We start from the raw sequence: 24584 nt of genomic DNA on the forward strand, positions 1-24584 counted from the left end.
CGGTCACATTGGCGTCACAGGCTGGCAACTTCGGGTTGCCGTCCAGCGCCCTGACGGGCTAGGCTGGGGGCTGCATTCGCCTTACCTAATCTTGGAAATGCAAAAAACCGGCCGGGTTCGGTACGCACCACACAGCGCGCGTCACTTCGCCGCTGATGAAGGCGGTGGCTACTACCGCCCGTTCGGGTCTTCCACAATCAGGTGACGCGACCTCTGGTTGCCTTGCGCGGGAAACGAACCTTGAAACCGGCAGCCGTTTTGGCTCACGCTCAAACGCAGCGACGCCACAGCAGACGGTCCTACCTTTGGGTCTGGCTGCTGGCTGGTCTCATCCTGGCCGTCGGTCGGGCACAAGCCGGCGAACCAACCAGTGCCGCGGAACTTCTTGCGGCTGCACAGTCTTCCCGCCAGGCTCATGCCTACGCCATAGCCGTCCGCTATGCTGAACAGGCCGCCCAGACCGGTGAGGGAGCCATTCAGGCCGACGCACTGGCTGAAATGGGGCTGATTTACCTCACGGCGGAATGCCTTGAACCGGCAACCAGGTATTTTCAGGAACTGTCCCGCCGCTTCCCCGAAGATGACCGCGGTCCGGCCGGGCTGGCCGCCGTTGCCTTGGCTGCCGGACAGCTCGATGACTGTGAGCAGCAACTGGCCGACCTGCTGGTGCGGTATCCCGATGCGGTCAGTGTTCACATTCTGGGGGCGCGCCTGTTCATCGAGCGCAACCGGGCGGCGGAAGCGCGCCGCCATGCCGAGCGGGCCGTGGCGCTGGCGCCCAATTACCCCGATGCCCTGGCCGTGCTGTGTGCAGTGCGTGTTATGGAACGCAAGCCCAGTGAAGTACGGCAACTGGCCGAGCGCATCCTCGAACTCCAACCGGACAACATCCGGGTACGACGTACATACTCCCAGTACATCCGCAGCCGCAAAGCCCACCGTCTGCCTTCGCCGGCCGCCCGCGCGGCCTATGCTTCAGGACAGGCAGCGCGGCAACGGCAGGACATCGAGAGCGCCTGTCGCTACTTCGATCAGGCGCTGGAACATGACCCCACCTTCTTTGCCGCCCTGCTCAGCCGGGCGGCGCTGGCCCTGGAACGTGAAGAACTGGACCGGGCAGAAGAACTCGCCCGGCGTGCCCTTGTACTCGATGCCGAGCACCCGCTGCCCCATTTGCAGTTGAGTTTGGTCAACCTGGCGCGCCACGAGGCCGCCGCCCGCACCCTGGGCGCGCCGATTCCCCAGCTCACCTTTCACGATGCCCTGCCGGTTGAGCTGGTAAAGGATGAACTGGAAGCCGTTTTCCCGAACCTGGACACCCTGACGCCCGGCCAGCGGCAGATTGTACTGGCCACGATTGCGCCACTGGCGCATTTCCTCCCCAAACTGCGCCGGTGTGGCGCGCGGCACTGGATTTTGCCGCTTGACCGGCAGCTTGGCGATCTGCCGGGCTGTGCGTCACTGGCCGAACGGACGACGTTTGACGGCCGCTACTACGGAAGCCTGCGCGGAGTGGGCGGCGTGGTGACGGTTTCCGGTATCGAAACGCTGCGGGCCGTTGAACACGGCGGCTTCAACACACTGGCGCATGAGTTCGCCCACCAGATTCATAGCTGTGCACTGGACGCCGCCACGCTCGAACGCATCGAGAAACTCTATGACGCTGCCGTGCGGGACGGGCATGCGCTGGACTACTATGCCGCCTCGGACAAATTCGAGTATTTTGCCCAGGGCTATGAAGCCTACATCTCCACGGCCAAGCGGCGGCCGGCAAGTCCCACAGCCGGGCACACCCGTGAAGAACTTGCCCGCCGCGATCCCGGATTGTTTGCCCTGTTCGAGGAACTTGCCCAATGTGGTACGGTCAGCGCAGGCACGACACCGCGCCACCGCTAGCCTGCCCGACCCTTGTGGCGTCCATTTCCCGACATTTTCCGTGGCTCATCTCCCAGCACCATGCTTTTTTCGATTGTAACCCGTGGTTCACTGCCCCGTTTCCTTGTGACCTGCCTGGCGTGTGGTGCTTTGTTGGGCGGCCCGGTGGTGTTTCCTCTTCCGCACCGCGCCGCCGCCAAAGTCCGCTCCGGGCTTTCTGCCCTTGAAAGCCAGCTTCTTGCCGCGCCAGCGCCGGAACGCGCCCGCCAGACGCTGCGCACCCTGACGGCCAAGCCGCATCTGGCCGGTACACCCGAAGACTACGCCACGGCGCTCTACGTCCGGGACGAACTCCAGCGCGCCGGTTTTGACGTGGAACTCGTCGAGTATGAGGTTTATCTGCCCCGGCCCAAGTCACGGCGGGTGGAAATGACAGCCCCGACCAAATACCGCTGCACGTTGACCGAGCCGACGCTGCCTGACGATCCCGATTCCGCCTCGCCGCTGGCCGTGCCGACCTTTGCGGCCTGGTCGCCTTCGGCCAAAGTCGAAGCCCCGGTTGTGTATGTCAACTATGGGCTTCCACGCGACTACGAAGTGCTCGAAAAACTGGGCGTCAGCGTCCAGGGCAAGATTGCTCTTGTGCGCTACGGTGAGTGCTACCGGGGCGTCAAGGCCCAGGTAGCCCAGGAAAAAGGCGCCGTCGGGCTGCTGGTCTATTCCGATCCCAAGGACGACGGCTACGTACAGGGCAAGACCTACCCCGACGGTCCCTGGCGCACGGACAACTGCGTACAGCGTGGCAGTTACCGCGCCTTCACCCAGCCGCCCGGCGATCCGCTGACGCCGGGCCGTCCGGCCAAGAAAGGCACGTCGCGCCTGGCCCCCAAAGATGCCGGACTGCCCCGGATTCCCATCCAACCGCTTTCCTACCGCGATGCCCTGCCCATTCTGGAAAGTCTGCGGGGGCCGGCCGCACCCAAGGACTGGATTGGCGGGCTGCCGATTGAGTACCGCATCGGCAACGGGGAGACGCGCGTCCGCATGGCACTCACCATGGACTACCGCCTGCGCACCATCTGGAACGTCATCGGGACGCTCACCGGACGCGACCATCCCGACGAGTGGATTCTGCTCGGCAACCACCGGGACGCCTGGGTTTACGGCGCGGTTGATCCGTCGAGCGGCACCACGGCCATGCTCGAAGTGGCCCGGGCCTTTGGCGAGTTGCGGAAAACCGGCTGGCAGCCCCGCCGGACCATCAAGCTCTGTAGCTGGGATGCCGAAGAATACGGACTCATCGGCTCAACAGAATGGGTTGAAGAGCACCTGACCGAACTCCGTGAAAAAGCCGTCTGCTACCTCAACGTGGACAGCGCCGTAAGCGGCGACAACTTCCGCGCCAGCGCCGTACCGAGCCTGTGGTCCTTCACGAAATCCGTCCTGCAGGATGTCCCGGATGCCAGCGGAACGCGCAGCCTCTATGACAACTGGCGCGCCCAGGACCAGAAAGCGTCCGAAGTGCGCTTCGGCAAGCTGGGCAGCGGGTCGGACTACGCGCCCTTTTTACAGCTTGCCGGCATTGCCTGCCTGGACATGGCTTCGACCGGCAGTTACGGCGTCTATCACTCGACTTACGACAGCTTTCGCTGGATGGAAAAGTTTGGCGATCCGACCTTCAGCCGCCATGCCGCCATGGCTCGGGGATGGGCGCTGCTGGCGTTCCGGTTGGCGGAATCCCCCCGGATTGAACTCAACCTGCTGGATTACGCCCGTGAAATCGAACGCCTGGCCCGGGAACTGGCGCAGGAGCATCCCCAACTCGACGCCACGGCGCTGCTCGATGCCGCCCGTGATCTGACCATTGCCGCAGAAGCCTTTGAAACCGAGCCGGATACCCAGGCGACGCTTGCCATCCGCAATCGCCTGCGCCGCCAGTTTGAAGGCTTTTTGCTTGCTCCAGAAGGGCTTCCCAAACGCTACGACGCGCGCCATGTCGTCTATGCGCCGGGGGTGTTTTCGGGCTACGGCGCGGAGGTGTTCTCCGGGGTACGCTACGCGCTCACCCGCAACGATGCCGCCGATGTGGCGCGGGCGATGGAACAGATCGTCACGGCGCTGAAAAAAGCGACCCGCACCTTGCAGGGACAACCATCTGGCAAAAAGGACACACAACCAGTGAGGAAAGGGGTTCTGTGACCTTCCCTGGGTCAGCCCCGCTTTCGGGCACTGGCACAAAAAGAGAACAAAAAAGGCGCGTCGGAGAGGCGACGCGCCCAAAGCAAAACGGCTTTTCAGGAGAAATCCCACTCACTGCAACGCTTGCTCAAGGGCATAAGTTCCAATTCTTGTCGGGCTTTTGACGCCCGGAAACTCGGTCACGTCGGTCAGTTCAAGATCGCGCAGGAGCAACTTCCCGGACACCAGAAGGCGACGGTCAAAACGCAGGGTCATGACGTGCCGGCCCACAGCGGCTTCGGCAGCCGCCTGCGCCCAGGCAACCGGTTTCCCGTCCGAGGTCACGAGATTGGCGCGGGCATGGAAGCGCCCGGCCCGGGTGACGACATACTCCAGATCAACTTCCAGCCCCTGGTCGGTCAGACGCTCACCCACAATGCGCATGAGGCGTCCACCGGCCACACCGCTGGCAATTTCGAGCAGTCCCGTCCGCCTGAAAGGCATTCCGGCGGCCGTCACCCCTTCCACATCGAGGATGACCTTGCCAAACCGGCCAAGCTGGAGAGGCCGGATTTTGAGGCCGAAGTCCCCATTGCCCAGCCCCGTCATGGCATGCTCCAGCACCAGCGTCCCGTTTTCGTGATAAATGCGCGCTGTGGCCCGTACCTTTTCCACCGGCTTTCCACCTTCCCGCACCTGGACGTGAATTTCGGTCGTCTGGCGGGCATCCACGAGGTTGTCGGTCAGCCAGCTATGCAGCACGAGGTCATTGTCGTCGTTGACGACGACGGTTGCGCGGGGTGCAGCCGCCTTGGCCTCACCACTGCGCCCGCCGCCTTCAAGGCGCAGGCGGTAGAGTCCGGGCGGGGTGGTAACACCGCGCGGCGTCGCTTCCAACTTGCCGTGGGGTGCTTCTTCCGCCCGCGAGAGCGCCGTACCGGGGTCAACGTCGCGCGGGACGGACTCTACTGGAAGGCGTCCCCCGGTGGGTGTCAGCAGCGTCGCCTGCGCCGTTTCATCCTCCACAAACACCCCGATGTGGGCATGGCTACCTGTGACCGGCAGGGCGACTTCCCCAGTGACGCCTTCCAGGACATACCGCGTTGAAAACGTTTCCGTGCGGGACGACGACAGCGCCAGGTCTTCGGCCGTCAGCCGGCCGCAGTCCGGTGAAGGGCTTTCGAGCGTGGTCGTCGTCAGCGCCGAGACCGGCACCGGATGATCGACGTCCACTTCACTCTGCGCTGGCAGTGAAGCCACGATGCCCAACCCGACGGCGACTCCGGCCGCCGCCAACCCAACCATCCATCCACGTCCTGTCAGTGCCATTGTCGTATAACCTCCCTACCCGGCGGATTGTGCTGCATTGCCCCATCAGCGCCATGTGGCTTAGTAGCCATACCGGGCAATGTCTTCACCCAGTCGGCGGTAACTGTTGCGGCGGTTGTAGTGGTGATTGGCGTCGGTGTTGTACCACCGGCCACCCGGCGCTTTCGTGTAGTGGGCGCTGTATTCGGCCACCATGCCGTCATCTTCGCCAGGCAGGCCGGCCAGGCCGGAGAGCGTGGCCAACCCAACACACTCCAGACAAAAGTCATTCCACAGACCCGTGCCGGCCACGGTGAAAATCGCCTTGCTCCGCAGACTGTCGCGCATCCAGTTGGCATTGGCCGTGCGGAAATGGGCCGTTGTCAGCGCCCGGGTTGAAGGCGAATTGTTGTCCAGCAGGCTGACCAGCCAGGCGGTCATCCAGGAGCCGCTCAGCGTGCCGGCCAGGTCAGCGGCTTCCGAACCGGCATTTGGAGGCGCATAGGACAGTACATGCCGGGTATGGGTCTGAATGCGATTGAAGTTGGCGCCCCGGTAGTTGTAGTACGGGTCGGACGGATCGGCATTGCACAGGATGAAACGCATCACCACGCCGCCCATGCTGTGCGTCACGAAGACAAGGTTGCGTCGGCCGTTGGTGATAAACTGGTTGATTTGCGCGGCCACATCCACGGCGCAGTCCCAGTAGTGCTTGCGCCCGTCGTAGAACACGACCTCGTACGGAACGGTGTAGTTGCGCGTTGCCGCCCGGATCATATCCGGCGTCCAGTAGTTGTTGATGACCTTCGTGCGGCTGTCGGTGGACACGCCATCGGATTTTCCATGAACGAACACGAGCGTCGTCTGGGCCGTCGCACTCGTGCCACAGCCGAGCCAGAGACCAAACCACATCGCTGCCAGACCGAGCCACGTCCATCGCGGGTTGCGCATCATTGCCGTCTCTCCAAGCCAGGGATGAATGACTGTTCATTCAGAGCGGCAAACAACGTGCCACCCGATAAACCACCCAGACGCGCCTGACGGCAGGGCGACGTAAAAGTACAAGTCTTTGTCGTACAAGGATTTATCAAAAAGTGCGAAGGGGGTGCGCCAGCCTGCCTGTCAACTGGCTAGACGGCAGCACACTTGACAACGTCAACCGCCTTGACACCTCCCGGCGTCAGGCAATTGCCGCCGGCACGCTGCCAAACCCAGTGGGCTTCCGTGTGGGCTTCAGTGAATGTGGGTTCCGGCATCGCCAGCGTCATCGAGGGGAATCTCGATGACGTTTTCGCCCATGGAGCGTTCTTCGTCCAGTTCGCGCAGAATGTCCAGAATCAGGCTGGTGTTGCTCGTGGTTTGAATGTTTTGCTTGTACTCGACGGCGGATTTTTCGACCTCGAAGTAACCGCACGTGAGTTCGGCAAACTTCTTGAGCGCCGGAATGCCACGCAACATGTCGGTCGAGGCGTCGGCAATGAGACCGTCGTTGAAGTAGAGCTTCCCGATGAGTCCCGGCGACTGAATCGAAATGAAGCCGGTGATGCGGCTGTTTTCAATGACCTGGATGATGTCAAACAGGCTGAAGCAACTCAGGTCGCCGCTGAGCAGCGCGCGTCCACGCGCTGCGTAGTAACTCGACGCTGCCAGATTTTGCGGTGCCGGCTGGAGTGCCCCCATCTGGCGCGGATGCCGCTCGATGTCTTTGAGCGCATTCAGGCGCGAGGTAATCGAAAGCTGTGGATTGAGCCGCTTGGCATTGAGCAGTGCCGAGTTGGCCTGTTCCAGCTTCCCGGCCTCGATGTACAGGCTGGACAGCGACAGAAGGTGCTCGATGGCTTTTTGCCGCCACCCCTGCTCGATGGCGATGCTGCACGCACGTTCCCGGAGTTCGATGTTTTTGGGCGATACACCAATCGCCGTTTCCAACAACGACAGTGCGCGGTCGAACATGCGATACTTGGTCAGCAGTTCGACATCCACCAGGACTTCTTTGACGTCAGCCAGATTGGTTGGCATGTTGGTTCCTCTCGCCACAGTTTCCAAAAACAAAACCCCAGTGCCTTGCCATCGCCACCGTCAGAACTTTGGGACAACCTACCAAAGTGCTATCCGCTCAGTCTGGCCCGGCCGTGCACTGCTTCTGAACCCAGGCAGCGTAAGCTGCGGACACCGCACAGCCTGGCAGCGCCAGAATCTCCGGCGTGGTGTACGTGTGCTGCTCCCGCAGGACGGCCTCCAGCGCCGGATAGCGTGCCGGCGTCGTTTTGATGACGAGCAGGTACTCGGCCTCTTCCCGTTCGGCACCTTCCCACACATAGACCGAGGTCACCCCCGGTACGATGTTGACACAGGCGGCATATCCGCCACGGACGACCGTCCGGGCCAGCGCGCGCGCTGACTCGGCAGTGTCCGTCGTCACCAACACGACCCACACATCTGCGGTATGCGGCACAGGATGTTCCACCCTACAATCGCTGCTGTTACAGCTTTTTCCGACGACGCCGCCGAGTATAGCAAAGCAAACTGGATTATTACACCCCGGATTTGCCGAAAAAAAATGCGGTCAACGTGGAGAAACCGCTGTCTCCGCCGCCAGCAGTTCACACAGGAAGAGTTCAAGCAGCAGTCGCGGCGTGGCATAGCCCCGTTTCAGGGCATCATCCACGAACTGGAGGCGGATGAGTCCCTGCCGCAGCCGGGCAGGCGACTGCTTGCGGACAGCGCCCAGAAAGGCACTTAACCGGTGGGGCGGCAGGCGCAACTCCCGGAGCAGGGTGTCACGGGGGGTGTTGACCGCCATGAGGTTGTGCGCCAGCAACATCTGGCGGAGTTGCCAGGCCAGCAACCCCACCAGCGCCACCGGTTCTTCACCCCGGCCGAGCAGCCGATGGAGCAGGCGCAGGGCCCTCGGCGCATCGCCCTGCCAGAGGGCTTCGGCCAGCAGAAAATTGTCCTCGTGCGGCGACCGGACGACCAGCGCGGCAACGGCTTCGGGACCAATGCGCCCACCCGGGCCGACGTAGTTCATCAGCTTTTCGGACTCCTGTGTCAGCCGCGCCAAATCGCACCCGACAGCACCGATGAGGGGCCCCAGCGCCTCCGGCGACCACTCAAACCCCTGCCGTCGCCCGTAAGCCAGAATCCACTTGCGGGCCTCTTCGGGCGTCAGCGGTGCACATTCGATGACCGTTGCCACCTTGAGCAGGACCGTCACGGACGTACGGCGCTTGTCGAGCGTCCCAGCGCAGAATACAAGGGTCGTGGTGGAGACCGGCTGGCGGACGTAATCTTTCAGCAGCTCGACCTCGGCTTCGGTCAGCTTCTCAAAGTTGTGGGCTACCACCAGTCGCCGCGCTGGCGGCAGGGGTAACTCCCGTGCCACGTCCAGCACCCGCCGCAGCGTGTCCCGCTCGACATCGTGTTCGGAATAGTTGAAGTCCCGCGAGACACCTTCTGGGATCAGCCGGTGCAACATCTCCCGGACACAGGCCCGCTGGAGGTACGTGTCCTCTCCTGTGAGAACATACAGCGGGCCTGGCTCCGTCGTCGGCAGACGCTCCAGAAATTCGGTGGCTTTCATGGCTGCGGGGACGTGGGTCGGGCGGCGGCTGGCTAGCCGTCAGGTCGAAGCCAGCACGCGCACGAGGGCAGCGCTCGTCGAGCAGTCGGGAATCAGTACCTCAATGGCAATTTCCTCGCCACCCTGAATGAATTTGACGCCGGCCGCCGTGACTTCCTCGCGCAGCAGCGTTCCAAACCGGTCGTGGACGGTGAAATAAAGGTAAGGTGTCTGCAAACGGGTCAGTCCCGTGTTGATGACCGTCCCGGTAATGCGGACATCGCCGGATTCCAGCCGCCGGGCAAAGCAGGTCTCCACCCGTACAGCATAGTTGGGAATGTTCTGGACATCGGTTTCCAGGTCTTGTTCGAGGAGGAGCGGCGTCGGCATGAGCGGTTCTCCTTTGGAATCAGGTACCGGTTGGTTCCTCTGGTGGGAGTGCCTCCGGTTGGGACGCAAAATAGGCGGCAATGGCCTCGGCCAGAGCCGGCAGAGTGGCTTCCGGCGGCTCAATGGCCACGTCGAGACCCAGGTCCCGCACGGCCTGGCTGGTTACGGGGCCAATGCAGGCCACCTTGGTCTTTGCCAGCAATGCACCTGGCGCGATATTCGGAAAAGCCTCGGCCATCTGAAGCGCCGCCGAGGGACTGGCAAAGGTCACGACATCGAACGCGCCGGATTGCAGACGTGCCTGCCACAGCACCGGGTCAAGATCGGCGCGCACCGTCTGATAGGCTTCGACCACCTCCAGGGTCACACCCAACGCCGTCAACGCCTCGCCGAGCACTTCACGCGCCATCCGGGCGCGCGGCTGCAACACCCGCAACCCGGCAACCTGCCCCCCGTGAAAGGCGACAAAGCTTTCCACGACGCCTTCTGCATTGAAGTGCGCGGGCACAAGGTCAACTTCCAGCCCGGCATCGCGCACCACCCCGGCCGTGGCTTTGCCGATGGCGCATACGCGCAGCCCGGCAAGCAGATCGGATTGGTCACCGTGAAACGCCATGCGGTTCAGAAAAAATCTCACCGCATTGGCGCTTGTGAAGAAAATCCAGTCGTAGTGGCGGGCCGTTCCGGCTTTCTGCTCCCGCAGCCGCTGCAATGCGGCATCCAGGGGCTGCCAGCTCACCGGGTCAGTCACAGCAATTGTGGGCAGGGCCGTTACCTGCGCGCCGTACTGTTCCAGCAACGCCACAAAGGCCGCCGCCTGATGGGCGGCGCGGGTGACCAGAATGTGCTTACCGTGAAGTGGACGTGTCTGCGTCATAGCCCTTTTGCTTACCTTCAACATACTCCCAAAGAGGGACTCGGAAATAGCAAAAGCTGGACTGGTGTGCGATACTTGCCCGTTATGACAAAGCCTGGTGCCCTGACGCTGGCGGATGTCGTCGCCGCCCAGCATCGTCTTGCCTCCCACATTCACCGTACTCCGGTTTTGACCTCGCGGACACTGGATGCCCGGGTGGGGCAGCGTGTGTTTCTCAAGGCTGAAAACTTTCAGCGGGGCGGCTCCTTCAAGGTCCGTGGGGCCACGAACTGCCTGGCAACATTGGCTCCCGAAGTGCGTGCGCGGGGTGTTGTGGCGTTTTCTTCCGGCAACCACGCCCAGGGCGTGGCGCTGGCGGCCCGGACGTTTGGCGTGCCGGCCACCATCGTCATGCCCACCGATGCGCCGGCGGCCAAAGTTGCCGCCACCCGTGGCTATGGCGCCCGGATCACCACTTATGATCGCCAGCGGGATGACCGCGAAGCCCTGGCCTGCCGGCTGGCCGAAGCAACCGGCGCAACGGTCATTCCACCTTATGACCACCATGCCATCATGGCTGGCCAGGGAACGGTGGCCCTTGAACTCCTGACCGAAGTGGGACCGCTCGATGCCCTGCTCGTTCCGGTGGGCGGCGGCGGGCTGCTGGCCGGATGCGCCACGGTGGCCAAAGCCTGGTCGCCGGACCTTGCGGTCTATGGCGTCGAGGCCGAACTGGCCAACGACACCTATCTGTCTTTTCGGGCCGGTCAACGGCTGACCATCCCCCCACCGGCAACCATCGCCGACGGCATGCGCAATCTCACGCCGGGTCGTCTGACCTTCCCCGTTCTTCAGCGCACGGTGACGGACATCCTGCTGGTGTCCGAGGATGAGATTCGCGCAGCGGTGGCGTTTCTCCTCACCCGGCTGAAGGTGCTCGTCGAACCGACCGGCGCTGTAGGTGTGGCCGCGCTGCTGGCAGGTAAAGTCCCCGTGCAGGGCGGACGGGTTGGGGTTATCCTTTCCGGCGGCAATGTGGATGCCGTCCAACTGGCAGACTGCCTGAACCAATGCGATTGATTCTGTCTTCGTGAGGAAGCTCGGCAAACGATGGATGAGCAATTCCCGTACATAGCGGATGGATTGGCGTACCTGGCACAAGTGGAGAACCTCCGGCAGTCATCCCCGCAATCCCCGTACCTGAGCCGACCTGACGTCATCGAAAGTTACCAGCGGTGGCAAACCTACTTTCAGACTGTGCTGGTCACACCGACTTTTTATCTGGCCTTTCTCAGCTATCTGGGGAAACTGCCGCGCCCGGATTTGGTCAACTACCTGCGGCAACACTTCCCACTCACCAGCGGTCAGACCAGCAGCCCAGGTGCAGCCGATAGCGGAGGACGCCCCGGTACGCCCACCACGCCGCCGGGGATGCCCGACAGTGGTGGCGTCATTCCCCTTGACCGGCTGATTGAGGAATACCGACGCGAGCAGATCGCCCGGCAGCAGGCGGCTGCGCCGGGAAGCCACACCGACGAAGAAGACCTGGAGATTGAGCGTAGCCTGACGCCCGACCGGCCGGTAGCCGCGCTCGGCCACCTTTCAAAGGAAGAGTTGCTGGCACGTATTGAGCGCCTCGAACAGGACAACCGCAGCCTGCGCCGCCGCCTTCAGGTCAAGCTCGGCCGGCGGGATGTCAGTGAACTCGAAGCCGTTGTGGCTGAATATGAACGGCGGATGCGCGAAGCCGAGCAGCAGCTTGATGAACTGCGCCGTACCATCCAGGACAGCGGCAAATTCAGCACAGAAGACATATCCGTACCGCCTGATGCCACCAGTCCCGAAGCCGAACGCCTGAAACTGGAGAAGAAATACCAGAAGACGCTGGCCGAGGTGGCCATCCTCGCCCAAGGCATGCTCAACCACCTGACGACGTTCCTCAATGACAAAGCCTGTATGGTGGGACCCGGCGAGCAGTTCGACATCGTCATCAAATTCCCGGAAATGCAGGCGCCGGTCGTCCAGATGATTCGCAAGCTCAAGCAAATCGAAGACCTCAGCAAGCGGCGGTGCGGGATTCCCGAACTCAACGAACTGGTTGATCAGCTCTTTGGCTCTCACTAACGGCCGTCACAGCTCCGTGCCATGGGCAAGTTTGCCGACAACTACGACAACTGCATGCGGCCGCTGGAGCGGCGTTTTTTTGAAGTGCGGCGGCGGCAGCTTATTCCTCAAGCCGCAGGTGAGGTTCTTGAAATTGGCGGCGGCACCGGCGCCAATCTGCCGTTCTATGGAACAGCCGTCACATCGCTGATGTTCACCGACCCTGACCCGGCCATGCTGTGGATAGCTGCCGCCAAACCGCGGCCGCCCCACCTTGCCGTCACCTTTCTCGAAGCCACAGCCGAGGCGCTCCCTTTCCCGGCGGCCAGTTTTGATACGGTTGTCACGACCCTTGTGCTGTGCAGTGTGCGCGATCCCATGCAGGCGCTGGCTGAAATCCGGCGGGTTCTGCGGCCTGGCGGCTGCTTTCTGGCGCTGGAACACGTCCGCCCGCAGGGCTGGCTGGGCTACCTGGCGGATGCCCTGACTCCGCTCCAGAAGCGACTCGCCGCCGGATGCCATCTCAACCGCCAGACCCACCGGGCCATTCGTCAGGCGGGTTTCAGCATTCGCCGCGAGCAGTTTTCCATACTGAACATCCTCGCCGAAATCGAGGCGGTTTCGGACAAAACCGGTGATCGCACCCGCTCCTGCCGTGGCGGGGCGCGGCTGTCGTCGAAGCCGCAGATGTGCGATTGAGCCTGCCAGCAAAGGGCAAAAAACTGACATACAAGAGAAAGTATCAACTGGATTGAGCTGGTTTCTGAAAAAACACCCCGGTTTTTTGCCGGGGTTTTCTGATTCCCCGCCCAGCCGACCTCATTCAAGAAATAGCTTGAACCTTGATGCAGTCCGCACCGATACATCTCCAAGCCTGAAAACCCGCAACAACTTATTGTTATTTCCGTCAGGTTTTTTCAATCGGCCGGCCTCAACTTTTCCTCACACTTTCACGGAATTCGTACGTAATGGTTGAAGTAAGCCAAAGCCGTGGGGTCAAAGGTCTTTCCGGCCTGTACCCGGCAGATGAGCCGGTTGGCTGCAAAAGCCCGAATCCAGAAACCGGCGCGTGCCCTCGGACCGTGTTGCCGCAGTCTCGGATGGCTGCAAAGGCCGCCAGCCTGCGAGCCAGCGCGCGTTTGGGCTTGCTTTCAGCCGGGCAGGGACGATACAAACACGCCAACCGTCCGTTTCAGTACCCTTCCTGACCACATCCCATCCCAAAACACGCTGAACCTGTCCTTCGACCATGGCTTCTTCCTCTGTTCCGAATGCCGCTGGCGATGCCCTTGACCAGCTCTGTATCACCACTCTGCGTACCCTTGCGATTGATGCCGTTGAACAGGCGCAGTCGGGCCATCCCGGCGCACCGATGGAGAATGCCCCCTTTGGCTATCTGCTCTACACGCGCTACCTGCGCCACAACCCCCGCAACCCGCAGTGGCCCAACCGGGACCGGTTTGTACTGTCCGCCGGCCACGGCTGCATGCTGTTGTACGGGCTGCTGCACCTGACCGGCTACGATCTACCTTTGGACGACATCAAGCGTTTCCGCCAGTGGGGTTCCAAGACGCCCGGCCACCCGGAATACGGACACACGCCCGGCGTGGAAACGACGACCGGCCCGCTTGGTCAGGGCCTGGCCACTGCCGTCGGGATGGCCATTGCCGAAACCTGGCTCGCTGCCCATTTCAACCGTCCCGGACACAACCTGGTGGACTATTACACCTATGTGCTCTGCAGCGACGGAGACCTCATGGAAGGTGTCGCCTCGGAAGCCTGTAGCCTGGCCGGCACACTCAAGCTCGGCAAGCTCATCGTCTTTTATGCCGACAACCGCATCACCATTGACGGAAGCACCGATCTGGCCTTCCGCGAGCAGGTCGCCACGCGCTTTCTGGCCTACGACTGGCACGTACAGTCCATCGAAGGCAACGATCTCCGGCAAATTGCCCAGGCCATCGAGCAGGCGCAGCAGGAAACGACCCGCCCCTCGCTCATTGTGGCGCGTACGCACATTGGCTATGGCAGTCCCAACAAACAGGATACGGCCAAGGCCCATGGAGAACCGCTTGGGGCCGAGGAAGTCAAACTCACCAAGCAGGTTTACGGCTGGCCCTACGAGGAACCGTTCACCATTCCGGCCGAGGCGCTCGAAGTCTATCGGCGGTGCATCCCGCGCGGCGAACGGCTCGAAGCCGAATGGCAGGCCCGCCGCGCGGCCTATGCAGCCGCGTTCCCTGATCTGGCCGCCGAATGGCAGGCCTTCCAGACGCAAACCCTGCCGCCCGGCTGGGATGCCGACCTGCCCCACTTCACCGACGCCATGGCCACCCGCCAGGCTTCCGGCAGCGTCATCAATGCTCTGGCCCCACGGCTGCCGTTCCTTATCGGTGGTTCGGCCGACCTGACGCCCTCCAACAACACGACTATCAAGGGTGCGCCGGCCTACAGCGCCACCACCCGCGCCGGCCGCAACTTTCACTTCGGCGTCCGGGAACACGCCATGGGAGCCATTCTGAACGGGCTGGCGCTGACACCCGGCTTCATTCCATACGGCGGCACGTTTCTCATCTTTTCTGACTACATGAAAGCGGCCATCCGCCTGGCTGCCCTGATGCGCCTGCGGGTCATCTATGTCTTCACCCACGACAGCATCGGACTGGGAGAAGACGGACCGACGCACCAGGCCGTCGAGCAGCTCGCCGGACTGCGCGCCATTCCGAACCTGACGGTCATCCGGCCGGCTGATGCCAATGAAGTCACCGCCGCCTGGTGTACGGCCATTCGCAACACGGAAGGACCGACGGCCATTGTCCTCACCCGCCAGAAAGTGCCGACCTTTGACCGCACGCGCCACGCCCCGGCCAGCCTCCTCTCCAAGGGTGCGTATGTCTTTTCAAAAGAACAAGGTGACACACCTGACCTCATCCTGATTGGAAGTGGCTCGGAACTCCAGTGGGCCGTCGCAGCTCAGGCGCAGCTCCAGCAGGAAGGGATTGCCACCCGCGTCGTCAGCATGCCCAGTTGGGAGTGCTTTGAACAACAACCGGCTGAGTATCGCCACAGCGTGCTGCCACCAACCATCAAAAAGCGGGTTGCCATTGAGGCGGCCGCTCCGCTTGGATGGAGAGATTACATTACAGATGAAGGTGCAATCATTGCCATGAAAGGATTTGGCGCATCAGCGCCATTTACCGTTCTGATGCGCGAATTTGGCTTCACCGTTGAAAACGTCGTCGCCACAGCCAAGTCGCTGCTATCCCAAACCTGACCGGGCAGAGCCTCACCCCAGTCTCACGCTTTACTTCACATAGATGCAGTCAAATTGAAGTCTGAATGGCTTTTACCTATGGGAGTAGTACCTATGAATCCTCTCCGGGCACTCCACGAACAGGGACAGTCTCCCTGGCTCGACTACATCCGGCGCAGCCTGTTCACCAGCGGTGAACTCCAGCGGCTCATTGATGAGGATGGGCTGATGGGCATCACGTCCAACCCGGCCATCTTCGAGAAAGCCATTACCGGCAGCCAGGACTACACTGCCGCCCTGGCGGCACTGGAAACCGAACACCTCGATGCCATGGCTTTGTACGAACGGCTGGCCATCGAGGACATCCAGCAGGCCGCCGACCTTCTCAAACCGGTGTATGAGCAAACCCAGGGGCGGGATGGCTACGTCAGCCTCGAAGTTTCCCCCTACCTTGCCAAGGACACAGATGGCACGGTCGCCGAAGCCCGCCGGCTGTGGCAGGCCGTTCAGCGCCCGAACCTCATGATCAAGGTGCCGGCGACCCCGGAGGGGATTCCGGCCATCCAGACGCTGATTGGCGAGGGCATCAACATCAATGTCACCCTGCTCTTTTCGCAGGAAGCTTACCGCCGGGTGGCCGAAGCCTACCTGGCCGGTCTCGAAGCCCTGGCGGCCTCCGGCGGCGACCTCCGGCGGGTCGCCAGCGTTGCCAGCTTCTTCGTCAGCCGCATTGACTCGCTCGTGGACGCCAGACTGGAAGCCAAACTCAAGGCCGGTGAAGGCGACCGGGCGCTGCTCGAAAGTCTCCGGGGCAAGGTGGCCATCGCCAACGCCAAGCTGGCCTATCAGGCTTACAAAAAGATATTTGCCGGTGAACGCTGGGAACGACTGGCCGCAGCCGGTGCGCGCACGCAGCGCCTGCTGTGGGCGAGTACCGGCACGAAAAACCCGCAGTACAGCGACGTGCTCTACGTCGAGGAACTCATCGGGCCCGACACGGTCAACACCATGCCGCCGGCCACGTGGGAAGCCTTCCGCGACCACGGACGGGTGCGTCCGACGCTCGAAAGCGACCTCGACGCGGCACACGACACGCTTGAAACCCTTGCCAAAGTTGGCATTTCCCTCACCGAAGTCACGGACACCCTGCTCGTCGAGGCCGTCCGGCTCTTTGCCGAACCTTTTGACAAGCTTCTCAACTCGCTCGACAAAAAGTGCAAGGCCGTCAACTGGACGCGCCTCAACGCGCAGGAGCTGCACCTTTCGGCCGAGCATCGCCGGCTGGTGGAGGCCGAACTCGATGACTGGAAGATCAAGGGCAAGGTGCGACGGCTCTGGATGCGGGATGCCAGCCTCTGGACTGGCAGTGACGAAAGCCAGTGGCTCGGCTGGCTGGGGCTGGTGGAAGACCAGATGGCCAACCTGCCAACGCTGATGGCGGCTGCGGCCGACATCCGGCAGCACTTCCGGCACGTCGTGGTGCTGGGTATGGGTGGCTCCAGCCTCTGCCCGGAGGTGCTGCGGATGACCTTCGGCATCCTGCCGGAAGCGCCGGTGCTTCACGTTCTCGACTCCACCGACCCGGCGCAAATTGCCGAACTCGAAGCGCGGCTCGACCTGGAGCAGACAGCATTTATTGTCGCCAGCAAGTCCGGCAGCACGCTCGAACCCAACATCTTCAAGCAGTACTTCTTTGAACGGATGAAGCAGGTCGTCGGGCCGGAGCGCGTCGGACAACACTTCATCGCCATTACTGACCCCGGCTCAAAGCTCGAAGGCATCGCCCGGGCCGATGGTTTCCGCTACATCTTCACCGGCGTGCCCAGCGTCGGCGGGCGGTACTCGGCGCTTTCCAACTTCGGCATGGTGCCGGCGGCCATAATGGGCATCCCTGTTGGCGAGTTTCTCGATCTGGCCGATGATATGGTCAACGCCTGCTCGTACTGTGTCCCGATTGCCGAAAATCCGGGGGTCGTTCTGGGTTGCGCGCTGGGTGTGCTGGCCAAAGCCGGACGGGACAAGCTGACCTTCATCACCTCGCCCAAGCTCTGGGACCTGGGGGCCTGGCTGGAACAGCTCATTGCCGAATCCACGGGCAAGCAGGGGAAAGCCATCATTCCCGTGGAGGGTGAGTTCCCCAGCGACATTTCGGTGTACGGCGACGACCGCATCTTTGCCTACCTGCGCCTTGACGACGACGACAACGACGCGACTGATGCCGCCGTGGCCGCCTTCAAGGACGCCGGCTATCCGGTCATCGTCAACCGGCTGGCGACAGAAATGACCCTGGGGCAGGAATTTTTCCGCTGGGAAATCGCCACGGCCGTAGCCGGAGCCATTCTGGGCATCAATCCCTTCGACCAGCCTGATGTCGAAGCCAGCAAGGTGGCCACTCGTGAACTGACGGCAGCGTATGAGCGCACCGGGGCGCTCCCGGAAGAAACGCCGGTCTTTGAGGCCGACGGTCTCCGGCTGTTCACTGACCCGGCCAACGCGGCAGCGCTCGGCACGCACGACAGTCTGGACGGCTATCTTCGCGCGCATCTGGGGCGACTCCAGCCGGGCGACTACTTTGCCCTGCTGGCCTACCTGGAGATGAACGCCCTCAACAAGGCGCACCTGCAGGCCATCCGGCATGCCGTTCGGGAAGAAAAGCGGGTGGCGACATGCCTGGGCTTCGGCCCGCGCTTCCTGCACTCAACCGGGCAGGCGTACAAGGGCGGACCCAACACCGGCGTCTTTCTTCAGCTTACCTGCGAGGACGCCTATGACATGCCCGTACCAGGGCAGGGCTACACCTTTGGCATCGTCAAGGCGGCGCAGGCGCGCGGCGACTTCCAGGTGTTGGCCGAGCGGCAGCGGCGGGTGCTGCGGGTCCACCTTGGCAGGGATGTTGCAGCCGATCTGGTGAAACTCCGTGAGGCGGTGGCTCAGGCGCTGGCGCACTGAACAACCACTGGACAACCGGCCATCACACGGTGGCACAACGTGGTGGCAGAGGCGTTGGGCGGCTTTGTTCACCGTGTTTTTTGACCGCATTCACACAAGGAGCGAGGCACGAACGTTATGGCGGAAGGATTGGCCGACATCGGCATGATTGGGCTGGCCGTGATGGGCAGCAATCTGGCACAGAACATCGAGCGCAACGGATTCACCGTGGCGGTCTGGAACCGCGATCCAAAGCGCGTGGACGATTTTATGGCGACCGTCGGCGCCGGCAGGAAGTTCATCGGCGCGCACACCCCGGAAGACTTTGTGAAGTCCCTGGCGCGCCCCCGCAAGGTGATGCTGCTGGTCAAGGCCGGGGAGGCTACGGACTGGACGATTGAACAGATCAAACCCTATCTCGAACCGGGCGACATCATCATTGATGGCGGAAATGCGCTCTACCACGACACCATCCGCCGGGAACAGGCGCTCAGGGCGGCGGGGCTGCACTTCGTCGGATGCGGTGTTTCCGGGGGTGAGGAAGGGGCGCTGTGGGGGCCGTCGCTGATGCCCGGTGGCGCGCGTGAAGCATACGAACAACTCCGGCCGATTTTTGAGGCGATTGCCGCCAAGGTGGATGACGGCCCCTGCGTCACCTACATCGGCCCCAACGGTGCCGGGCATTTTGTCAAGATGGTGCACAACGGCATCGAGTACGGCGACATGCAGCTCATTGCCGAAGCCTACGACCTGCTCAAGCGCGTCGGGAAACTGACGGCCATGGAACTGGCAGCCGTGTTTGCGGCCTGGAACGAAGGCGTCCTCAAATCATTTCTCATCGAGATCACTGCGCAAATCTTCCGCGCCATTGACCCGGAGACGAACCAGCCGCTGGTGGAACTCGTCCTCGACAAAGCCGGGCAGAAGGGAACGGGCAAATGGACTTCCGAAACGGCGCTCGACCTGGGTGTTCCGGTTCCGACGATTCAGGCAGCGATTGATGCGCGGGTGCTTTCGGCGATGAAAGAAGAGCGCGTGGCGGCCAGCCAGGTCATTGTCGGCCCGCCGACATCGCCGGAAAGCCTTGATCAGGGAGACTTTATCGTTCTTGTCCACAATGCGCTCTACGCCAGCAAAATCTGCTCTTACGCCCAGGGCATGGCGCTGCTCGCCACGGCCTCACGGGTCTATGACTGGAACCTCGACCTGGGCGAAATCAGCCGCATCTGGAAGGGCGGCTGCATCATCCGCGCGCAGTTTCTCGACAAAATCAAACAGGCTTACCAGCGGCGGCCCGACCTGCCCAACCTGCTCCTTGACCCCGACTTCAACCAGTGGATGACCGACACCCAGACGAGCTGGCGCAGTGTGGTGAGCATCGGCGCGCTGGCCGGCGTCCCGCTGCCAGCGATGAGCGCCAGTCTGGCTTACTTTGACAGCTACCGAACGGCCACGCTGCCGCAAAACCTCACCCAGGCCCAGCGCGATTTCTTCGGCTCACACACCTACGAGCGGGTTGACAAACCGGAAGCGGGGTTCATCCATACGGAATGGAAGCAACTCATTCAGTAAACCCGCTTCGGCTAGTAAACCCGCTTTGGCCCCGACCACCGTCACGGACGGGTGTCGCGGTTGCACCGGCCGTGACGGTGAGCGTAAAGGAGCACATCCTATGGCGAACGATCTCAATCCCCTGCGCGCTGAAGCCCGCGTCGAACGCACCCCAGACCCCTGTACCGTGGTCATCTTTGGCGCTTCGGGCGACCTGGCCAAACGCAAGCTCGTCCCGGCGCTGTTCAATCTGGCCCGTGAGCGCCGCCTGCCCGGCGGTTTTTCCATCGTCGGCTATTCCCGCAGCCCCCTGAGCGACGAAGCTCTGCGGGCACTGATGTACGAAGCCGTTGTCCGGTTTTCCAGTTCGGGTCCGCCCACAGCCGCCGAGTGGGAGAGCTTTGCCGCCGGCATGTTCTACTGCCAGGGTGGGTATGACGATGTCGCCGGCTACACCCGGCTCAAAGAACGTCTGGCGGCGATTGATGCCGAACGGGGCACGAGCGGCAACCGGATTTTTTACCTCTCCACTCCGCCCAGCCTCATCGGCCCCATTATGGATACGCTGGGCGCTTCCGAACTGGCCCGGAGTGCGCCCGGAAGCTGGACGCGCATCATCATCGAGAAACCGCTGGGCTACGACCTCAAAACCGCCCAGGAACTCAACGCCCACATCAGCCGCATTTTCGATGAGAGTCAGGTCTATCGCATTGACCACTACCGCGCCAAAGAGACCGTTCAGAATATCGTCGCCATGCGGTTTGCCAACGGCATCTTTGAGCCGGTCTGGAACCGCCGCTACATAGACCACGTGCAGATTACGGCTGCCGAAGCCGTCGGCGTCGAAGGGCGCGGTGGCTACTACGAAGGCTCCGGCGCGGTCCGCGACATGCTTCAGAACCACCTGCTCCAGTTGCTGGCCCTGGTGGCGATGGAGCCACCGATCTCGCTGGAAGCTGATGCCATCCGCGACGAAGCCATCAAGGTGGCCAAAGCCATTCGCCCCCTGGTGCCATCCGAGGTGGATGCCCATGCCGTTCGGGGGCAGTACACCGCCGGCTGGGTTGGCGGCAAGGCCGTTCCCGGCTACCGCGAGGAGGAAGGCGTCAGCCCGACTTCAACCACGGAAACCTACGCCGCCATCCGTTTTGAGATTGACAACTGGCGCTGGGCCGGCGTGCCGTTTTTCCTGCGCTCCGGCAAGCGCATGACGAAGCGGGCGGCCGAAATTGCCGTCCAGTTCCGCCAGGTGCCGATGCGCCTGTTCAGCACAACGGAAGCCGATCTGCACGAACCCAACCTGTTGGTGATGAAAATTCAGCCCGATGAAGGTCTGACGCTGCGGCTGGCGGCCAAACTCCCCGGCCATGCCATTCACCTGCGCTCGGTCAACATGGAATTTCGCTACGGCACGTCCTTTGGCGTCCGGTCGTCGGAAGCCTACGAACGGCTCCTGCTCGATTGCATGTTCGGCGACGCCACCCTGTTTACCCGGCGCGACATGGTGGAAACCGGCTGGGCGCTCATGATGCCCATCCTCGATCACTGGGCGGCATCCGGTGAACGCAACCTGCACTTCTACGAGGCCGGCACCTGGGGGCCGGAAGCCGCCAACCGGCTCATGGATGAGGGGCGCGCCTGGCGACGGCTCTGACCTGCCGGCGGCCAAGCCAGGCCCGATCACAGGAGAAATGGCAGAAGGAGATGCCCATGGGGATTGTCGAAGACATCGAACGCCGCCGCCCGGTTGACGTGGCGGCCATCGAACGCGAACTGACCGAGTTGTGGAAAGCTGCGGCCGAAGCCAAGGACGGAGCCGCCACCGATGCGGTCATGCGCGTCTGCCTGCTCAACCTGCTCGTCTTCATCACCGATGAAGCCCGCCTTGGTGAAGTCTCGGAAGTCGTCGCCAAGGTCACGGAATCCGCGCCCTGCCGGGCCATCATCATGCACGCCGACCTCTCCAGGACAGCCACCGAAACCCACGCCTGGATAGCCTCCCACTGCCACCTTGACGATCAGATGCGCCAGGTGTGCTGTGAAGAAATCCGGGTGGCGGCCAGCGGTTCCGCCATCCGCTACCTGGCACGCACGGTGGCCCCGCTCATCGCCCCCGACCTTCCGGTGTTTCTCTGGTGGCAGGATTTGCAGACGCTTCAGGAAAAATACTTCCTCGACTTTCTGCCGGAAGTGGATCGCGTCATCGTGGACAGCCGTCAACTGACGCACCGTGACGCACAGGCACCGCAACTCGCCCGCTTTGTCCTCGAAGCGCGTCAACGGGCTGCCTTCAGCGACCTCAACTGGACGCGCCTCACCCGCTGGCGCGACCTTATTGCAGGGCTTTTTGACGCACCTGATTTGACGCACTACCTGCATCAATTGACGCGCGTCACAATCCTTTACGCCAAGGACGAAGAGGCGTCAGGCATTCCGCTTCAGGCCTTGCTGCTGACCGGCTTCTTTGCAGCCCAGTTGGGGTGGACACTCAAGGATGCTTACGAGGTCAGCCGCCACCAGGCGGAGCTACGCTTCCGCGCCCGTCAGCGGCGCGTCACGGTGACGATTGAGCCACAGGAGAGCCAGGGATTGCCACAGCGCCAGCTTACCGAAGTCATCCTGCTGGCTGAACGGCCGGAAATGGCGCGCTTCAGTGTGACCTGTCACCCGTCAGAAGGTGCAGACTGGCTTTACACACCGGCCGTCGAGATTTCCGGCGGCGTGCGCTACCACACGACGATTGCCCTGCCCCAGTTGACGGAAGCGCGCCTGATGTCGCGGGAAGTTGAAATCTTCGGCCGGAGCAAGCCCTACGAACGCGCCCTGCGCGTGGCGCTCGACATCATCACGGAGCTGGAACTCGATGCTCAGTTCAACTAGCCGCCGCGTCATTCGGGTGTTCCCGACGGCCGAAGACCTGGCACGGCAGGCCGCCACCTCGTTTGTGGAACAGGCGGCTGCGGCCATAGCGGACCGCGGCCGGTTCAGCGTTGCTCTTTCCGGCGGCACCACGCCACGCACTGTTTTTCGCTGTCTGGCCCGCCCCGAAGCTGCGTCACAGGTTGACTGGTCACGGGTGCACTTCTTCTGGGGCGATGAGCGCGCCGTACCGCCGGACGACCCCGAAAGCAACTTTCGTCTGGCGCAGGAACACCTGCTTCAGCCACTTGGAATTGCCGCTGAAAATATCCACCGCATCGAGGGTGAGTTGCCTCCGGCCGAAGCGGCCGCCCGCTATGACGCCCACCTGACGGCCTTTTTTGGTGCAGAGCCGCGTCGGTTTGATCTCATCCATCTGGGCATGGGGGAAGACGGACACACAGCCTCACTTTTTCCCCACACGGCCGCGCTGGACGACCCGGAAGCCCGTGTGGTGGCCAATGAAGTTCCACAGCGGCAGACGACCCGCATCACCTTCACGGCGGCGCTCATCAACGCGGCGCGGGCAGTGGAATTTTTTGTGACTGGCGCGGGCAAAGCGGGCGTGTTGCGGGAAGTGCTGCTGGGTGCGGAGCAGAAACATCATTATCCGTCGCAAATGATCTGCCCGACCGACGGCACCCTGACTTGGTTTGTCACTGCCGACGCAGCCGCCCAGCTTCCGGCCGACCTGCTGCGCCATGCCTGACCGCCGACTCGGACTGGTCTTTGCCGGGGGCGGCAACCGCGCCTTTTATCAGTTGGGCCTGATGCAGGTCTGGCAGGATGTCTGGGCGCAGACGGCGGCCGTAGCCATGTGCAGCGCCGGGGCCTGTGTCGTGGCCATGCTGCTCAGCGGCCGGGCCGAAGCCACGGCCGACTTCTGGAAACGGCGCCGCGCCCACGTCCGGCGCAACATCAACTGGCTGCACCCGCTCATGGGCAAGCCACTGGCGCCCCATGCGCCCATTTACCGTGACACGCTGGATTTCTGTCTGGCTGAGGGCGGTTTTGAACGCCTGCGCGCGCAACCGTTTCCCCTGCTCGTGCTCACTTCCCGCCTTCCCGCCGGACTCCCGCCCAAAGCGGCGACACTGGCCGGGCTGCTGGCGTACAACCTTGAAAAGAAGCTCAAGCCGGGTCTGGTTCATCCCACGTGGGGCCGGCGGCTGGGCTTTCGTCCGGCTGTCTTTGACCTGCGCCGTTGCCCGACGGCCGCCGATGCGACGGCACTGATTCTGGCGTCCTCGGCAACGCCCCCGTTTACGCCCCTCGGCCGGGTGGACGGGCAGGCGTTGCTCGACGGCGGGCTGGTGGACAACATCCCGGCCTTTGTGCTGGATGACCGGCCGGATGTGGCGCAGCAGGTGGTCCTGATGTCGCGGCCCTACCCGCCACAGGTTGTCGGCCGCCAGGGGCACCGGCTCTATATTGCCCCGTTGACACCGCCGCCCGTCTCCCGCTGGGACTACACCCGCCCCGACCTGGTTGAGGCCACCATCGAGCAGGGCCGCCGGGAAGCCACCCTGCATCGAGCAGCGCTGGATGCCTTTCTCGCTGAACCCGCCTGAAATTTCAGCGTCCCTTCGCGCCCATGACGCAGACGACCAGGTCGCCAGCAGGTTGTATCACCCGGTTGACGCACCGACGTTGTGGCACCC

General features: G+C 62.7%; 19 protein-coding genes. 12 read left to right on the forward strand and 7 right to left on the reverse strand.

All coding sequences use genetic code 11. The features are described from left to right. The first annotated feature begins 258 nt into the window (after positions 1 to 258). The gene (locus CABTHER_RS06295) at positions 259 to 1896 is read left to right on the forward strand and encodes a tetratricopeptide repeat protein (protein WP_148263969.1); all 1638 of its coding nucleotides are present in this window, start codon (positions 259 to 261) and stop codon (positions 1894 to 1896) included. Between the two features lie 60 nt (positions 1897 to 1956). Next, positions 1957 to 4074, forward strand: coding sequence for a M28 family metallopeptidase (locus CABTHER_RS06300; RefSeq protein ID WP_014099773.1), 2118 nt, complete (start codon positions 1957 to 1959; stop codon positions 4072 to 4074). A gap of 111 nt (positions 4075 to 4185) precedes the next feature. Here the strand turns inward: CABTHER_RS06300 and CABTHER_RS06305 are convergent, their stop codons facing one another. From CABTHER_RS06305 to CABTHER_RS06335, 7 genes are all read right to left on the reverse strand, one after another. Further along, positions 4186 to 5382 (reverse strand): DUF4785 family immunoglobulin-like domain-containing protein, encoded by a 1197-nt coding sequence (locus tag CABTHER_RS06305; RefSeq protein ID WP_148263970.1) that lies wholly within the window; start codon positions 5380 to 5382, stop codon positions 4186 to 4188. A gap of 60 nt (positions 5383 to 5442) precedes the next feature. Further along, complete coding sequence (locus CABTHER_RS06310; protein WP_228374030.1) at positions 5443 to 6312, reverse strand: esterase/lipase family protein; 870 nt, start codon at positions 6310 to 6312, stop codon at positions 5443 to 5445. Between the two features lie 282 nt (positions 6313 to 6594). Beyond that, positions 6595 to 7380, reverse strand: coding sequence for a DUF4388 domain-containing protein (locus tag CABTHER_RS06315; protein WP_014099776.1), 786 nt, complete (start codon positions 7378 to 7380; stop codon positions 6595 to 6597). Between the two features lie 97 nt (positions 7381 to 7477). Next, positions 7478 to 7816, reverse strand: a complete 339-nt coding sequence (gene cutA, locus CABTHER_RS06320; protein WP_041569645.1) for a divalent-cation tolerance protein CutA — start codon at positions 7814 to 7816, stop codon at positions 7478 to 7480. A gap of 111 nt (positions 7817 to 7927) precedes the next feature. Beyond that, positions 7928 to 8944 (reverse strand): DNA polymerase III subunit delta, encoded by a 1017-nt coding sequence (holA, locus tag CABTHER_RS06325; RefSeq protein WP_014099778.1) that lies wholly within the window; start codon positions 8942 to 8944, stop codon positions 7928 to 7930. 39 nt (positions 8945 to 8983) lie between these two features. Continuing rightward, positions 8984 to 9313 (reverse strand): hypothetical protein, encoded by a 330-nt coding sequence (locus CABTHER_RS06330; protein WP_014099779.1) that lies wholly within the window; start codon positions 9311 to 9313, stop codon positions 8984 to 8986. A gap of 19 nt (positions 9314 to 9332) precedes the next feature. Continuing rightward, the gene (locus CABTHER_RS06335; protein ID WP_014099780.1) at positions 9333 to 10190 is read right to left on the reverse strand and encodes a uroporphyrinogen-III synthase; all 858 of its coding nucleotides are present in this window, start codon (positions 10188 to 10190) and stop codon (positions 9333 to 9335) included. An 84-nt stretch (positions 10191 to 10274) separates the two neighbouring features. On the opposite strand from CABTHER_RS06335, the gene CABTHER_RS06340 reads away from it, so the two are divergent. From CABTHER_RS06340 to CABTHER_RS06385, 10 genes are all read left to right on the forward strand, one after another. Next, positions 10275 to 11249: a pyridoxal-phosphate dependent enzyme gene (locus CABTHER_RS06340; protein WP_014099781.1), complete on the forward strand. Its 975-nt coding sequence runs from the start codon at positions 10275 to 10277 to the stop codon at positions 11247 to 11249. Between the two features lie 30 nt (positions 11250 to 11279). Further along, positions 11280 to 12293: a hypothetical protein gene (locus CABTHER_RS06345; protein ID WP_014099782.1), complete on the forward strand. Its 1014-nt coding sequence runs from the start codon at positions 11280 to 11282 to the stop codon at positions 12291 to 12293. A gap of 21 nt (positions 12294 to 12314) precedes the next feature. Next, positions 12315 to 12971 (forward strand): class I SAM-dependent methyltransferase, encoded by a 657-nt coding sequence (locus CABTHER_RS06350; protein WP_014099783.1) that lies wholly within the window; start codon positions 12315 to 12317, stop codon positions 12969 to 12971. Between the two features lie 550 nt (positions 12972 to 13521). Next, entirely contained in the window at positions 13522 to 15546 is a 2025-nt protein-coding gene (gene tkt, locus CABTHER_RS06355) for a transketolase (protein ID WP_014099784.1), read from the forward strand. Positions 15547 to 15639: 93 nt separating this feature from the next. Continuing rightward, positions 15640 to 18474, forward strand: a complete 2835-nt coding sequence (locus tag CABTHER_RS06360) for a bifunctional transaldolase/phosoglucose isomerase (RefSeq protein ID WP_014099785.1) — start codon at positions 15640 to 15642, stop codon at positions 18472 to 18474. Positions 18475 to 18591: 117 nt separating this feature from the next. Beyond that, a complete protein-coding gene (gndA, locus tag CABTHER_RS06365) occupies positions 18592 to 20025 on the forward strand; it encodes an NADP-dependent phosphogluconate dehydrogenase (RefSeq protein WP_014099786.1) in 1434 nt (477 codons plus the stop codon). Between the two features lie 100 nt (positions 20026 to 20125). After that, complete coding sequence (gene zwf, locus CABTHER_RS06370; RefSeq protein ID WP_014099787.1) at positions 20126 to 21658, forward strand: glucose-6-phosphate dehydrogenase; 1533 nt, start codon at positions 20126 to 20128, stop codon at positions 21656 to 21658. 56 nt (positions 21659 to 21714) lie between these two features. Then, entirely contained in the window at positions 21715 to 22884 is a 1170-nt protein-coding gene (locus tag CABTHER_RS06375; protein ID WP_014099788.1) for a glucose-6-phosphate dehydrogenase assembly protein OpcA, read from the forward strand. Next, positions 22868 to 23632, forward strand: coding sequence for a 6-phosphogluconolactonase (gene pgl / locus CABTHER_RS06380; protein ID WP_014099789.1), 765 nt, complete (start codon positions 22868 to 22870; stop codon positions 23630 to 23632). Before CABTHER_RS06375 ends, pgl begins: the two co-directional genes overlap by 17 nt. Further along, positions 23625 to 24494 (forward strand): patatin-like phospholipase family protein, encoded by an 870-nt coding sequence (locus CABTHER_RS06385; protein ID WP_014099790.1) that lies wholly within the window; start codon positions 23625 to 23627, stop codon positions 24492 to 24494. Before pgl ends, CABTHER_RS06385 begins: the two co-directional genes overlap by 8 nt. Positions 24495 to 24584 lie beyond the last annotated feature (90 nt).

This window comes from Chloracidobacterium thermophilum B (assembly GCF_000226295.1).
GTDB lineage: Bacteria > Acidobacteriota > Blastocatellia > Chloracidobacteriales > Chloracidobacteriaceae > Chloracidobacterium > Chloracidobacterium thermophilum.

Excerpts from the sequence above, each read along its gene's own strand:
- CABTHER_RS06340 (WP_014099781.1), top strand. The coding sequence starts at position 10,275 with ATGACAAAGCCTGGTGCCCTGACGCTGGCGGATGTCGTCGCCGCCCAG.
- pgl (WP_014099789.1), top strand. The coding sequence starts at position 22,868 with ATGCTCAGTTCAACTAGCCGCCGCGTCATTCGGGTGTTCCCGACGGCC.
- zwf (WP_014099787.1), top strand. The coding sequence starts at position 20,126 with ATGGCGAACGATCTCAATCCCCTGCGCGCTGAAGCCCGCGTCGAACGC.
- CABTHER_RS06360 (WP_014099785.1), top strand. The coding sequence starts at position 15,640 with ATGAATCCTCTCCGGGCACTCCACGAACAGGGACAGTCTCCCTGGCTC.
- tkt (WP_014099784.1), top strand. The coding sequence starts at position 13,522 with ATGGCTTCTTCCTCTGTTCCGAATGCCGCTGGCGATGCCCTTGACCAG.
- gndA (WP_014099786.1), top strand. The coding sequence starts at position 18,592 with ATGGCGGAAGGATTGGCCGACATCGGCATGATTGGGCTGGCCGTGATG.
- holA (WP_014099778.1), bottom strand. The coding sequence starts at position 8,944 with ATGAAAGCCACCGAATTTCTGGAGCGTCTGCCGACGACGGAGCCAGGC.
- CABTHER_RS06385 (WP_014099790.1), top strand. The coding sequence starts at position 23,625 with ATGCCTGACCGCCGACTCGGACTGGTCTTTGCCGGGGGCGGCAACCGC.
- CABTHER_RS06315 (WP_014099776.1), bottom strand. The coding sequence starts at position 7,380 with ATGCCAACCAATCTGGCTGACGTCAAAGAAGTCCTGGTGGATGTCGAA.
- CABTHER_RS06350 (WP_014099783.1), top strand. The coding sequence starts at position 12,315 with ATGGGCAAGTTTGCCGACAACTACGACAACTGCATGCGGCCGCTGGAG.
- CABTHER_RS06375 (WP_014099788.1), top strand. The coding sequence starts at position 21,715 with ATGGGGATTGTCGAAGACATCGAACGCCGCCGCCCGGTTGACGTGGCG.
- CABTHER_RS06305 (WP_148263970.1), bottom strand. The coding sequence starts at position 5,382 with ATGGCACTGACAGGACGTGGATGGATGGTTGGGTTGGCGGCGGCCGGA.
- CABTHER_RS06345 (WP_014099782.1), top strand. The coding sequence starts at position 11,280 with ATGGATGAGCAATTCCCGTACATAGCGGATGGATTGGCGTACCTGGCA.
- CABTHER_RS06335 (WP_014099780.1), bottom strand. The coding sequence starts at position 10,190 with ATGACGCAGACACGTCCACTTCACGGTAAGCACATTCTGGTCACCCGC.
- CABTHER_RS06310 (WP_228374030.1), bottom strand. The coding sequence starts at position 6,312 with ATGCGCAACCCGCGATGGACGTGGCTCGGTCTGGCAGCGATGTGGTTT.
- CABTHER_RS06330 (WP_014099779.1), bottom strand. The coding sequence starts at position 9,313 with ATGCCGACGCCGCTCCTCCTCGAACAAGACCTGGAAACCGATGTCCAG.
- CABTHER_RS06300 (WP_014099773.1), top strand. The coding sequence starts at position 1,957 with ATGCTTTTTTCGATTGTAACCCGTGGTTCACTGCCCCGTTTCCTTGTG.